Source organism: Peribacillus glennii, assembly GCF_003429105.1.
GTDB lineage: Bacteria > Bacillota > Bacilli > Bacillales > DSM-1321 > Peribacillus > Peribacillus glennii.
On record NZ_QVTD01000004.1, the window covers coordinates 1 to 11,678 of the forward strand.

The 11,678-nt window shown below is 37.0% G+C and carries 15 protein-coding genes and 3 pseudogenes; 4 read left to right on the plus strand and 14 right to left on the minus strand.

Features of this window, described 5'->3' with window-relative positions; all coding sequences use genetic code 11:
• Both D0466_RS09105 and D0466_RS09110 read left to right on the plus strand, forming a co-directional pair.
• A partial coding sequence (locus D0466_RS09105; RefSeq protein WP_142919915.1) for a YibE/F family protein occupies positions 1-491 on the plus strand: 491 nt, incomplete at its 5' end.
• A 94-nt stretch (positions 492-585) separates the two neighbouring features.
• A pseudogene (locus D0466_RS09110) lies at positions 586-789 on the plus strand (EamA family transporter); the annotation flags it as partial.
• A gap of 140 nt (positions 790-929) precedes the next feature.
• On the opposite strand, the gene D0466_RS09115 reads toward D0466_RS09110, so the two are convergent.
• The 3 genes and pseudogenes from D0466_RS09115 to D0466_RS09125 all read right to left on the minus strand — a co-directional run.
• The gene (locus tag D0466_RS09115; protein WP_117322273.1) at positions 930-1,202 is read right to left on the minus strand and encodes a hypothetical protein; all 273 of its coding nucleotides are present in this window, start codon (positions 1,200-1,202) and stop codon (positions 930-932) included.
• Between the two features lie 293 nt (positions 1,203-1,495).
• Complete coding sequence (locus D0466_RS09120) at positions 1,496-1,975, minus strand: GNAT family N-acetyltransferase (protein ID WP_407675628.1); 480 nt, start codon at positions 1,973-1,975, stop codon at positions 1,496-1,498.
• A gap of 262 nt (positions 1,976-2,237) precedes the next feature.
• A pseudogene (locus tag D0466_RS09125) lies at positions 2,238-2,465 on the minus strand (FMN-binding negative transcriptional regulator); the annotation flags it as partial.
• Positions 2,466-2,502: 37 nt separating this feature from the next.
• Here D0466_RS09125 and D0466_RS22540 point away from each other — a divergent pair.
• Positions 2,503-2,697, plus strand: coding sequence for a DEAD/DEAH box helicase family protein (locus D0466_RS22540; RefSeq protein ID WP_199484533.1), 195 nt, complete (start codon positions 2,503-2,505; stop codon positions 2,695-2,697).
• 526 nt (positions 2,698-3,223) lie between these two features.
• Here the strand turns inward: D0466_RS22540 and D0466_RS09130 are convergent.
• From D0466_RS09130 to D0466_RS09170, 10 genes and pseudogenes are all read right to left on the minus strand, one after another.
• On the minus strand, positions 3,224-4,033 hold the full coding sequence (locus tag D0466_RS09130; RefSeq protein WP_117322275.1) for an alpha/beta fold hydrolase: 810 nt from the start codon (positions 4,031-4,033) through the stop codon (positions 3,224-3,226).
• 570 nt (positions 4,034-4,603) lie between these two features.
• Positions 4,604-5,128 (minus strand): DUF2199 domain-containing protein, encoded by a 525-nt coding sequence (locus tag D0466_RS09135; protein ID WP_117322276.1) that lies wholly within the window; start codon positions 5,126-5,128, stop codon positions 4,604-4,606.
• Between the two features lie 157 nt (positions 5,129-5,285).
• Positions 5,286-5,466: pseudogene (locus D0466_RS22860) on the minus strand (hypothetical protein); the annotation flags it as partial.
• Complete coding sequence (locus D0466_RS09145; RefSeq protein WP_407675625.1) at positions 5,453-5,638, minus strand: protoglobin domain-containing protein; 186 nt, start codon at positions 5,636-5,638, stop codon at positions 5,453-5,455. The pseudogene D0466_RS22860 and the gene D0466_RS09145, both read right to left, overlap by 14 nt.
• A 47-nt stretch (positions 5,639-5,685) precedes the next feature.
• Positions 5,686-5,871, minus strand: coding sequence for a hypothetical protein (locus tag D0466_RS22865; protein WP_233522590.1), 186 nt, complete (start codon positions 5,869-5,871; stop codon positions 5,686-5,688).
• Between the two features lie 160 nt (positions 5,872-6,031).
• Positions 6,032-6,445: a GNAT family N-acetyltransferase gene (locus tag D0466_RS09150; protein WP_117322277.1), complete on the minus strand. Its 414-nt coding sequence runs from the start codon at positions 6,443-6,445 to the stop codon at positions 6,032-6,034.
• A 31-nt stretch (positions 6,446-6,476) separates the two neighbouring features.
• Positions 6,477-7,445 (minus strand): NAD(P)-dependent alcohol dehydrogenase, encoded by a 969-nt coding sequence (locus D0466_RS09155; RefSeq protein WP_117322278.1) that lies wholly within the window; start codon positions 7,443-7,445, stop codon positions 6,477-6,479.
• A gap of 255 nt (positions 7,446-7,700) precedes the next feature.
• A complete protein-coding gene (locus D0466_RS09160) occupies positions 7,701-8,432 on the minus strand; it encodes a DUF4386 domain-containing protein (RefSeq protein WP_117322279.1) in 732 nt (243 codons plus the stop codon).
• A gap of 43 nt (positions 8,433-8,475) precedes the next feature.
• Complete coding sequence (locus D0466_RS09165; protein WP_117322280.1) at positions 8,476-8,700, minus strand: helix-turn-helix transcriptional regulator; 225 nt, start codon at positions 8,698-8,700, stop codon at positions 8,476-8,478.
• Between the two features lie 3 nt (positions 8,701-8,703).
• The gene (locus D0466_RS09170; protein WP_117322281.1) at positions 8,704-9,150 is read right to left on the minus strand and encodes a hypothetical protein; all 447 of its coding nucleotides are present in this window, start codon (positions 9,148-9,150) and stop codon (positions 8,704-8,706) included.
• Positions 9,151-9,982: 832 nt separating this feature from the next.
• Between D0466_RS09170 and D0466_RS09175 the strand changes: the two genes are divergently transcribed.
• On the plus strand, positions 9,983-10,891 hold the full coding sequence (locus tag D0466_RS09175) for a phosphatase PAP2 family protein (protein WP_117322282.1): 909 nt from the start codon (positions 9,983-9,985) through the stop codon (positions 10,889-10,891).
• A gap of 189 nt (positions 10,892-11,080) precedes the next feature.
• Here the strand turns inward: D0466_RS09175 and D0466_RS09180 are convergent, their stop codons facing one another.
• Positions 11,081-11,455, minus strand: a complete 375-nt coding sequence (locus tag D0466_RS09180; protein ID WP_117322283.1) for a hypothetical protein — start codon at positions 11,453-11,455, stop codon at positions 11,081-11,083.
• Positions 11,456-11,678: the final 223 nt, after the last annotated feature.

Sequence of the window (11,678 nt, forward strand, 5' to 3'; positions counted from 1 at the left end):
TCGAAGTTGTGACACGACATGCCATGATTCAGGGGTTTGGTGAAGAGGAAATAGAGGAGCTCAGCGTCTTTTCCCTTTATATCGGAGTGAATTTCAGCAAAATTGCAGCTTCCGTCATCATAATGAGCACAATAGGAGCGATTACCGATGTTGCAATTTCTATTACGTCTCCCATGCGTGAAATTTATAATCATAACCCTTTGATTAGGAGGAAAGAGTTATTCGCCTCTGGATTTAGCATTGGGAAGGATATATTAGGCACAAATACAAATACGTTGTTTTTTGCCTTTTTTGGAGGATATATGGCGTTGCTACTATGGTTTAAAGACTTATCTTATTCCGTAGGAGAAATCATAAATTCAAAAGTATTCAGTGCCGAGATGATTTCTATATTTTGTGCAGGAATTGGCATCGCTCTCATTATTCCAATCACCTCCTGGATTAATGCCTATTATTTGATAAAGAAAAGAGAGAAATCACATGATAGTTAAAAAAGAATGAATGTTTTTATTTGAAACAACGGCTTTTCGCATTTAAGTGACGAAAGTTATACTTGATTATTAAAAATGAACAGGAATTGAAAACTCAACAGCAGGCGGGTTTCTACTTTGGAATCGTGGATTACAAATGCTTAACGCATCAAGTGGGGGAATCTTTTTCTTCTTTCAACCCTTGGTTGGAACACTGCTCGGATGGCTTATATTAGGAGAGACGATAGGTGTAATGTTTTGGATAGGCTCTATCCTAATCCTCATAGGTGTTTTATTCGTTATCAAACAGAAAGATTAAATTCAAAACCCCCTTCAATCTAATCTGAAGGGGGTTTTGATTTTGGAATGGCAAATAATTAATAAACAAAATATATTTCCTTTTATTTCAACTAAACTGTCCCTTTAGTTTAATAAAATAAGCCGCCCTATAGGACGACTTCAATCCTTTGGTTGATTCCTAACTTGCGATTCTTCCTTAGCTATGCTGTACTTCGCTTGTTCTAAATCGAAAATTTGCTCGATTCTTATGAGTGTATCAATTAATTCATCATCTGCTTCTTGTGCGATGCGTTCTAACCTTTTAATGATTCTCTCTGTTGCCTGCAAATTGATTCCATCATTACGTATTGTTATCGTTTGTATAAGATGTGATTTAATCCGTTCAATTTCTCTCAGTATATCTGTCAATAACTTAAATAGCTCTTTATTCACTACCCTCCACCCTTTTTTTCTCTGGATTGTGTTATTTCCTATACCCACGACGCCAATGACTTATGCAGAGATGACTGTATCATCTATTATTTCCCATTATTTTCACGGAGCTTATCCTTTAATCAATAAAACAAGCGTCTTAATGAAAATGCACTATTAATCTTATTAAACTAACCTGCCCGTTTAATGGAACAAGAAAAACTGTTTCAAAAGCAGCTATGATTTTATAATCAAGCACCCGTTACTTGAATAAGAAAAAGGTATCTACTTAATGAAAATGGCTCCTGCTAAAATTAAAAAAACTTATAATAAAGAACTGTAGAATGTAGTTCTCCATTTGCCGATTTAGCATAATAAGGGATTTTACCAGCCTGAATATAACCAATTGAAGAATAAAGAAGATTAGAAGGGTCACCTTCTCTTGTATCGAGAACTAATAATGACCTGCCCTCCTGCTTGGCTCGTTCTTCAGCTTTGTTCATAAGTGAACGACCAATACCATTACGTCGATAATTAGGATCTGTCATTAGCTTTGCAATTTCAGCTCTATGACCACCATTCTGCTTAGTACATAGCTGTAACTGTACGCTTCCAACAATCTGATTGTTTATTTTAGCGACAAATAAAAGTACTTCGGGATTTAAAACATTCAACCAATATTTATTAGCATCTGAAAATTGCAGTGGTGGTAAAAAGCCAATCGATGCGTCATCTTCTACTACCTTTACCAGAAGTTCGGAAAGTTCATCAACGTGTTTATCAATAATTTTCATTTGTTCAATCTGCACATTATTAATCAACAGAATCACCTCAATAAATATATTGGCTTCCTTAATTTAATAGAAATCTATGTATTCGAATAGTGAACTAATTAGACAAAATACCTAACAATACCTTTTCTTATTAAACAGTGCTAATTCAACTAACGCACCCGTTAGCGTAAGTGCATTCCTTCACAATCTTAAAAGAAGTTGCCAATATGACAGTTCCGTTCCGTTCTTTAATTCTTCCATCTGAGTGGTGAATAAAGTGGGCTTATATTTGATTTTTTAATCTCTTTCCCATTAATTCTGCCATTTGTTTCGAATTTGGATTTAATTCATTTTGTAAATTATTAATAATGTTAATATAATCCGTTTCATTACGATTCTGGCTTAATTTATAAGCAACCTGGATTTCTGCAACTTTAATCTTAAAGCCAACAATCCCTTTTAGTTGATTTTCTAAGAGCTCAGGAGAAAGTTTATCCCATAAAACTGGATTTCCATCTGTACATGGGGGGAATGTAGAATGGCGACATGTGGATGAAATCGAGTTAAAAATTGAACAATATGAAAAGATGATTTCAGACGTGATTAGGCATAAACTGCTCCTTTCCGTCAGTGCGTACGATTCGAATAGAACCAGCCAAAAGTTGAAACAAGCTTTGTTAAGGTGCCACGACATCCTGATGACGGATCAGCAGATTATTCATCTAAGTAATGTGGGCGTATAAAAGGCCTTACTTGCTGAAATTAACTCAAATGTTAGGTTTCCGCTATTCTATAATGAAGCGATTAATTGATAAAGGGTGTTAAAGAAAATGTGCTAAGTACAAACTTGATATCCATGAATTAGAACAAGCATTAGAGGAATTGACTAAACAAATGTCACAGCTCCGAAAAGACAACAAGAGGCTGGAGTCTCAACTGGATGTGGAGAAGAGCCGAAATAAAGTCTTACAGGCCGATTTGAATGAATGCCAGGAGAAAAACAAAAGGCGTCTAGATGAAATTCAAAGATTAAAAGATAGGATTTACAGCTAAAAAACAGTCCGCTGAACTCTTTTGTTTTTTATTCAAGCTTATAATTATGAGTCATCCGCAACTAAGAAAGTATAAAGAACAATAAAGAAAAAAAGCCGCCAAACATGGCCGCAGTATCTTAAAAAATCTTTTGTGTGTAACAAGAAAGAGATTTCTAGTTTTAAAGGTATATTTTAATTCAGGTACAAAACAACCCTTTTTTTGCAATGCTTATTCTTAATAATACTTACCGGAATTACGGAAATGTTCAGCAAGAAACGAATTAACTTCTTCCGGAGTTTCAAGTGCCAGAGAATGGCCCGCGTTTGCAATGACTTTACACATACCATTTCTTACTGTGACTGCAATTTTATTCGACTGTTCAACCGTATAGGCATGATCTTCAGCTCCTGCAATCGCCAACATCGGAACATCCACTTCATTTAGTTCACTCAGGATTCGTTTGCGATGAACCACCTGATACGCAGCATCGCCAATCGTACGATCCAAACCCGCTATGTGATCCTTCCAGAAATTGAGTTCATTCGCAAAAGACGGATCTTCAAGTGACGTGTCTCCAAACATAATGTATATCAAAGTTTGGGACATGGGCTTGCCTCCATAAATCTGTAGATGCTCAACAATTGGCTGAAATTCATCTATTTTATATTCTTCTTCAGCGGATGTCCCCAGCACTGTACATGAAATAAGGAGTTCTGGATGCCTTGCAGCCAGACGCAAAGCAATGAAACCCCCCATAGAGTTACCTACAAAATGACAGGGGCCTAAAACAAGCTCTTTAATAAGTGCTGCCACATCCTCTGTCAATGTATCCAAATCAAGCATGTCCAACGTATCTTTAGCACTTTTCCCTTGCCCCCGATGATCATAACAAATGACTCTGTATTCACCAGCAAACCGTTCCACTTGTTTATGAAACATTCGACTATTAAAGAATAATGAGTGACTGAAAACCAAGGCTGGTGCATCTTTTGGACCGGTATCCTGGTAGTAAAGCGTAGTTCCGTTTACATCAATGAACGGCATAAATGAACCTCCTTTAATAATATTAGTATTCACACTTTCCAGATCCCTTCTTCATGGGATTTTTATATTAAGATAGTGGAATAGCCAAAATCCTGTTCAACAATTCGCGTTGATCGATAGTTTTTCGTTATAAAATGGTTGTAAATAAGGCAAGCGTGAACTCATCGTGTACTTATGGATGGTTAACTAAATCAATGCCTTGATGTAAGGCTTATGACCGGAAACAGGAAATCACAATCTCCCAAAGGTCTTTCGGGTCTTCGCCGTTGCCTTTGATCTTTCCGCTTTTTAAGGCCATTATTTTGATGAACAGGATGATCTTATCCATAAACCCCCTGTCAGCCTATTCCCCGTCCTCGTTTAGCGATGTCTCATCCACCACGATTTCTTCCTTCTCCTGTAAAACCCGCGGGATGGTTTCCTGTAAAGCGGCGTGAAGATTTAAGTCTAAATTCTTTATTATAAAGATTAATTCCTTCTTCCACTAACCTGCCCCGTTTGATTAATAAGAAATTCAACAAAAAGGTGCCTTAATCCTTCTTGGATAAGAGCACTACCATCAAAAAAATACTAATTTTGCTCATCTTGTTCGCATAACTCTTCGGCAAGCTGTTTAATTCGTCCCATTGGTATGCCATTGCTTTGTTCTAAAGCTAAGGGATGCTCAGTTGGCTCCAACTCTATATAAGGGGTTATACCTAATGGTCTGGTGTGAACCATTGTTTTTAGGTTAATTGTTTCGGGGTAACAAGGAATGGAAGTCGATAACCACCCAAACATCGGCTCAAGCTCTTTTTCTCTTCCCTCAATGTCCCAGTTTTCAATAGTTTTATTGAAATTAGCTTCGCTCAATGAAACCCACACATCCCAAATAAAAGGTCCTTCACCGTCAGTTACCGGAAGTTCTATCCATCCACGAATAAAGTAATATTCATCGTCAATGATGCACAAATCATCGTTCATCTCTATTCGACTTTCTTGTTCTTCCATTGGTATATCGTAAGCATAATCGGGAACGGGACTTCCGTAACTCATTGGAAGTTCACCGAGAAACTTCCCGCAACATTTACAATAGAAACCAGTATAATTACTCATTAACATTCCCTCTCCCAAAGAAGTTATGATAAACCAGATCTATATCTGTTTAACCGTTTCTTATTCAACTAACCTGCCCTTTAGTTCAATAAGAAAAAGCCTTACTCCTTATAGAAGTAAAGCACCCGTTAGTTGAAGATGACGTTATTCTTCATAATCACATTAAACTACTGGATATAAACATTGAGGCATCTTGATTAATAAAAGTACGATTTCCATGATAAAATGTCTTAATTTCAATTGATTTATATCCAACTTCGGATAATCTTTTTTTTAGTTCTTCATGCGAAATTTAAAATGTTGAACAACTCTTGTAAAATCTTTTTAGTATCTGGAATAAAGCATATACCACTTCGGTTGTAATCCAATACGAACATGAACATGTGCGATGATTTGCCGTTGTTTTACGAAACCTTCATCAATTCGTCCAGAAAACAATTGAACCAGGTGATGAGTAAGTGTCTTTTTCAGGCGATCTACCGAGCTGTGATCTTCAATGATTTTCGTCAAGCTCGGTTCATGGGCTAAATTGGAGTAAAAATTTTCAACAATCCCGTCTATGTTTTCTTTCCGTATGGCTGCAAAAGTTGGGTTGCTGAAAGATCATAGGTTGTAAAACCGACCATCTGTAACACTTTTTCAACATTAGTGTTTACATCGATTACAACATTTCTTTCATTTAGTTTTATTTGTTCCAAAAGCGTTTCATGATTTTTTTGGTTATTTTTAAAAATGTTCAACAAAGGTTATTCCCCCGATTAAAAATTATCTTCTTCCGTTTATTTATCGGGTAAATTGGATATTAATTAATCTCTGATAAGGATGGGTGACATTTCTTTCTTTAACTAACCCTGCCCCGTTTGTGGAAGAAGAAACGGTTATTAGTAAGATTAAGGTAACATTTTAATAAAATATTTTGGGGGATTCCGTAAACCCTTGCCGCATATAAAATCTATGTGCATCTTTTCTCCTTGAATGGCAATGCACTTCGATTCTATCGCAATTTCTTTTTATGGCTAAATCAGTACAATATTCTTCAATCCTACGTCCAACTCCCTTACTTCTAATGTCTTTATCAACTGCAAAGTAACTTATCCTTGCGAAATCTCCTTTTACAGCTAATTGAGGTATAAAATGAACTGAAATTAAAGCTATAACACTTTGATCTTCTTCCAACACTAATAGTTCCTCATTCGGGTCCATAAGAAGTTTTTCAACTTTTTCTTTTATAAAAGGTTCCGTATCTGGATAGTCCAACTGATTTATTAACAAAGAAATTTGTTCCCAATCCTCAACCTTCGCTTTTCTAATTCCCATTCACTCCACTCTCCAATTTTAGGTAAAAACCTCAGCTATGCGCCAAAGTTAGGACAACATTTCCCTTTTTATGTCCCTTTTCCACATATCGGTGGGCCTCTGCAACTTCTTTCAATGGATATCGTCGATCGATGACCGCTTTGATCTTTCCTGCCTCATAAAGATCTTTAAGATAGTTCAGATTTGCTTGGTTTTGCATAAGTCCCGCAGTTACAAAAATTGCTTTCTTTTTCCCAAACATCGCAGTCTGTAACATGTTAAAGAGAAGGGACAATGAAGGCACCGTGGAAAGGTAGACACCTCTTTGCGTAAGGGAGCATTTACATTGTGAAAAGGAGCGTTTACCCACTGCATCGAAAATAACGTCATATGTCTGTCCGTTTTTAGTAAAATCCTCCCTGGTGTAGTCAATGACCTTATCTGCTCCATGCGATTTTACCAACTCTATATTTGTTGTACTGCATACTCCTGTAACTTCTGCACCCAAGTATTTAGCTATTTGTACCGCATATATCCCGACTGCTCCAGAGGCACCATTAATCAGAACATTTTGTCCGCGCTTTAACTTTGCTTTGTCACGAAGGAACGTTAGTGCGGTAGGTGCACCATCACAGACGGCGGCGGCTTCTTCATAGGACATAGCAGACGATTTGATCGTTAACGGGGTATCTTCGTGCAGACATTTGTATTCGGCTTGAGCACCAAGCGTCCTTGCACTTAAACCAAATACTTGGTCGCCTACTTGATATTTCAATACTCTTTTTCCAACAGCATCAATTTCGCCGGAAAGCTCCGCACCAAGTATTGAGTTTTTTGGCCTTTTTAGACCGTAAACAAGCTTAACAATGGGGGAACCTTTTCGAAAGGTACAGTCTGCTGGTCCAACTGAAGCCGCGTGTATTTTGATCCGGACTTCATGATCTTTTGGGATTGGTGTATCAATCTCTTGAAGTTGAAAAACATCCGGCGTTCCATATTTGGTGCATACGATTGCTTTCATATGGCCTCTCTCCCTTTTTTCATCTTCTTCCTCTTAAAATTACATCTCTAATTAGGGTAAGCCAATAACTCTAGGAATCTGGAAAGCTTTCTCAAAGGGGAGTAATTTCCCTTTTTATTGCTGTGATGGTTAGAAATATTATCCACACTTTATTAGTCAATTCTTGTTGGATTTTTTCAAGATGAGGGTAATGTCAGTTTTGGATCTGATTAGAGGTTTTATTTTTCAAATTCAATATATTACGTAGTAATTGCCTTACATAGAAGTATACTCATGTTTAGAAGCTTCCCTCATTTCAGAAAGGGAATCAATCGCAGTTTTATTAAATCCCTTAATAAGGAGCCATACAGCTAAACTCATTTCATTAGCTGCTACTGGCACAGCCAAAATAGCACCCCAAAAAGAAATTTGAGGAAACACACCGAACATTACGAATAAAGCACAAACAAAAACAAAAGTTGCCCCTGTCATCCCCAGAATGGATATGAATCTCGGCACAAGTTTGGTTTTATAAAATATATAACTATACATCAACGTATTTATACCCAGCATAAAGAGGGGACCGAGCATAAATGTCCAGTCATGTATTGCTTTTAAGATGATACCTGAAGCATGAAAAGATGTGGGATCCTGGACTTCTGCTGCTGCAAATTCCTGACTTAAGGTTAAGAGGGACAATACACTGATTAAACCAACAGTAATTATAATCGCTTCAAGAAACCTGAAGCAAACATGCCATAGTGCGATTGTTTCATTATACATTCTTAACAATGGAAACATGGTAGTAGCAGTACCAACAGCTGAAACGACAAGAATTAACTCCATAAGCGCTCCTAATATCACTTGGTTAGCGTGTTCAGAACCTTTTATTAGGTAATCAGGACCGTTTAAGATAGGATCGTATAAATTAAGACCTATCACAGCCGAAACAGCAGCCAGTATAAACAGTACACCCACAATACTTGCAGCTTTTTTGTTTGAATTCATTCTTTTATCCCCTCACTTAATAAATTCAAAAATAATATTGTTCTTACTGCTTTGTGTTTTCCCCATAATAGAATATCTCTTCCAACGGTAAGTTAAAGGTGTGTGCAATGCGAAAAGCTAGTTCTAGAGATGGGGAGTAGTTCCCCTTTTCGAGAGCCACGATGGTTTGTCTTGTCACGCCCACCTTGTCAGCCAACTGCTGCTGAGTCATTTCATCATGGTTGAATCGTAATTTTCGAATGTGATTGCCGACAAGATTTTTACTCATATTTTATACTCCTCTCCGATAGTGATAAAGTTTTGTAACGGAGCCAATCACATCTGAAATGAACCCTGAAGTAATCAGAATAACGAACATCATATGTGAGGGCTGAAGAATGACCAGCGATCCCATTGCAATAAGAAAGCCGATGATAAATACAAAAAACGAATTACGGTGCGCTTTCAATTCGATTAACCTATCTAATTCATCTGCAAATGTGGGTTCTTTTTCTTTGGTCGTAATTCTAAATACAATGTTGAAAATAATGTTGATAATGATATGTGCAACTATTGAAAACAATGTCAGGAAGAGGACAAAGGAACCCCAATAACGAAAAGCTTCAATCGACTCCAGCCCCCCTCCTGGGAACCGCGGATACATGTACAAACAATAAGAGACGAAAATGAGTATAGCACTAATTACAGATACGATGCTTTTCTTTTCTTGGTATGTCATGATTTACACCTCCTTATCGGGTAAATTTTACAACAGGTAAAGTTTCTTATACATAATGTAAATCAAACTATACATTAAGTCAAGTGTATATTACAAAAATAGGCTGGAACATTACCTAGTGGGCAATGTTCCAGCCTTTATAAAGAAGAAAATGGAGATAAAACACAATACATTACTAGTTTAACTTGCTAAAAATTATCAAAACAAACAAGCGAAACTGAATATATTAAATCTATCCTTCAATATACTAATAATAAATCCTTATTTCTTTTTATTAATGTAGTCCTTCAAAATTAAAGGACACATTGTAATAACGTTTTAACCTAATCTTTCAGTAATAATTAAAAAGAGCACTAATCCTACTAAATTTAATGCTTTCCCAATAACTCTTATTCAACTAAACTGCCCCTTTAATGTAATAACGTTTGGCTCTGTTAAATTTTAATGTTGATAATAATAAATAAGGGAAACCCTCATAATTTTGGGTTTCCTCTTGCTTATTATGGTACATATCCAATAGTATCGTAGGGGCTACTTGGGTTACGCTTTTTTATTGGAGACACAAACTGTTAAACGCCTTAAAACAAAATAAGGAGGTTATGCTGTTAGCCATAGCACCTTTTTTTCTAATAAATTTATATTGTTAATATCCCCACTGATGAAAACGGTCAGTTTAATACTATTCTATATGATCATTATTCTTTATAAGCACATAAATGTTTAGCGATTGCTAGACTTCGCCCTTTTTCATTATAGTAAGTAACTTGTCCTATACCTTAAAGATGGAATTTTAATAATATATAGAAACTCACTTAAGGGGGTTTCTAAATTTATGAAATTCAAGTATCCGCGATGGTCTCGATTGCCCTATAATGGAGAGGACAGCCCTCCTACAAATCCTGAAGAGCCGTTGGCAGGATCATGGCCGCTCTTTTTTCTAAAAAGGGACAAACATGGCTGGTTCACAGACAAGGACGGGAAGGCATTGCCACCGGTTAAGGATCCGAACACCACTGATTGGCAAGCAGAATTGAAGGCTGTGCAACAAACTGCGGCAACATTGACACCCCTGCAGAAGCAGATTGCCGTCTATTGGGGCACAGGTTCGGTAACCAAGCAATGGACACCTATCATTGACCGGTTAATCGACACATATACCATATTCAGGGTAGGCATTCCGCCCATTTCCATCTCAAGCCCGCGAGCTGCACGGATCCTCGCTGTTACACAGGCTGCCATCCAGGATGCACTGGTCGTTTGCTGGGCCGTGAAATACCGTTACGATGTAGCTCGTCCAGTTCAGCAGGATCCAAATTTCGTACCTCTTCTTTGTACCCCACGTCACCCCGCCTATATTTCCGGACATTCCATTGTTTCAGGGGCGGCCGCCGAAGTACTGAGCTATTTCTTCCCGGCTGAATCCGATCGCCTGAAGGAATTGGCTTTCGAGAATGGTATTTCCCGTTTATATGCAGGTGTTCATTTCCCTATCGATATCAGCGAGGGACTTAGGATTGGCAAGGCAATCGGACAGGCCGTCATTAATACAATCAAGGATCAGAAGGACGCTGCTGGCCAGCCTGTGGACGTACCATTCACAGAGGATCTCGATGCTCAGCTTCCTCCTCCTCCATATCGGCAAATTATCCCGTTTGATTTTCAGGATAATTGTGAATCTGCCTCAAGAGGAATCGGTTTGTGGGAAAGAGTGAAAGAATATTTCTGGAGATTAATTCGATAAATTTCACTTGTAATAGCACTAGCCACTTTGGTTGGTGTTTTTATTTTTGGCTCTGTTATCGTTTGTTGTTGATTTTAGGACTAAATAAATAGTCACCTAACAAGGTGGTTAATTTATGCATTTATTCAACTCTCGCACCCTTTAGTTTAAGTGTAATTGTTCACAAACTTATTAATTAAATAGTTACATCTATTTTTTTTCAATCGCCATACGCAAGTTCGAGATAACTCCAATAAGCAATACTAACGAACAAACCATTTTTTCAAAAGGTGTTCCAAACAATTGTTGTATAAATCCAAAAGACCAAAGTACAACAAAAAACCAACATATAACGGTTATTCCTCTTTTGTATTTATATAGTTTAATTCTACCAACAATCAACGTAAAAACTACTCCTATAATAGAAATAACGATATTTATAACAGATATTGGTAGCTGTTCAGCGAATGATTCAGACCTTCCACCATTAACCCATGTGAATGGCATACTTTTGCTTATAATAAGAAAGTGGATTAAGATAGTCAAAGAGTAAAAAATTATTCCCATAAATACAGCAGTTTTCATATTAATTTTCCTGAGTTTTTCTAAAATAAAATCACCTCATTTTTCTTCCTGTTTCAATTTTATTAATCCAGTAATATACTATTCCTATATCTCTTACCATCTGACAGGTAACTGAAAGTAAGATTTCGAAGAGTTATCAAAAATCACCATTATTCTTAAACAGAGCAAAAAACATCGGCTAGGTATTCTTGTTGAACTAAACTGCCCCTTTAGTTGAACAAGA

What these genes read in the sequence shown, in the direction of transcription:
- D0466_RS09120 (WP_407675628.1), bottom strand. Translation starts at nt 1,975, where the DNA reads ATGAAAATTATTGATAAACACGTTGATGAACTTTCCGAACTTCTGGTA.
- D0466_RS09130 (WP_117322275.1), bottom strand. Translation starts at nt 4,033, where the DNA reads ATGCCGTTCATTGATGTAAACGGAACTACGCTTTACTACCAGGATACC.
- D0466_RS09135 (WP_117322276.1), bottom strand. Translation starts at nt 5,128, where the DNA reads ATGAGTAATTATACTGGTTTCTATTGTAAATGTTGCGGGAAGTTTCTC.
- D0466_RS09150 (WP_117322277.1), bottom strand. Translation starts at nt 6,445, where the DNA reads ATGGGAATTAGAAAAGCGAAGGTTGAGGATTGGGAACAAATTTCTTTG.
- D0466_RS09155 (WP_117322278.1), bottom strand. Translation starts at nt 7,445, where the DNA reads ATGAAAGCAATCGTATGCACCAAATATGGAACGCCGGATGTTTTTCAA.
- D0466_RS09160 (WP_117322279.1), bottom strand. Translation starts at nt 8,432, where the DNA reads ATGAATTCAAACAAAAAAGCTGCAAGTATTGTGGGTGTACTGTTTATA.
- D0466_RS09165 (WP_117322280.1), bottom strand. Translation starts at nt 8,700, where the DNA reads ATGAGTAAAAATCTTGTCGGCAATCACATTCGAAAATTACGATTCAAC.
- D0466_RS09170 (WP_117322281.1), bottom strand. Translation starts at nt 9,150, where the DNA reads ATGACATACCAAGAAAAGAAAAGCATCGTATCTGTAATTAGTGCTATA.
- D0466_RS09175 (WP_117322282.1), top strand. Translation starts at nt 9,983, where the DNA reads ATGAAATTCAAGTATCCGCGATGGTCTCGATTGCCCTATAATGGAGAG.
- D0466_RS09180 (WP_117322283.1), bottom strand. Translation starts at nt 11,455, where the DNA reads ATGAAAACTGCTGTATTTATGGGAATAATTTTTTACTCTTTGACTATC.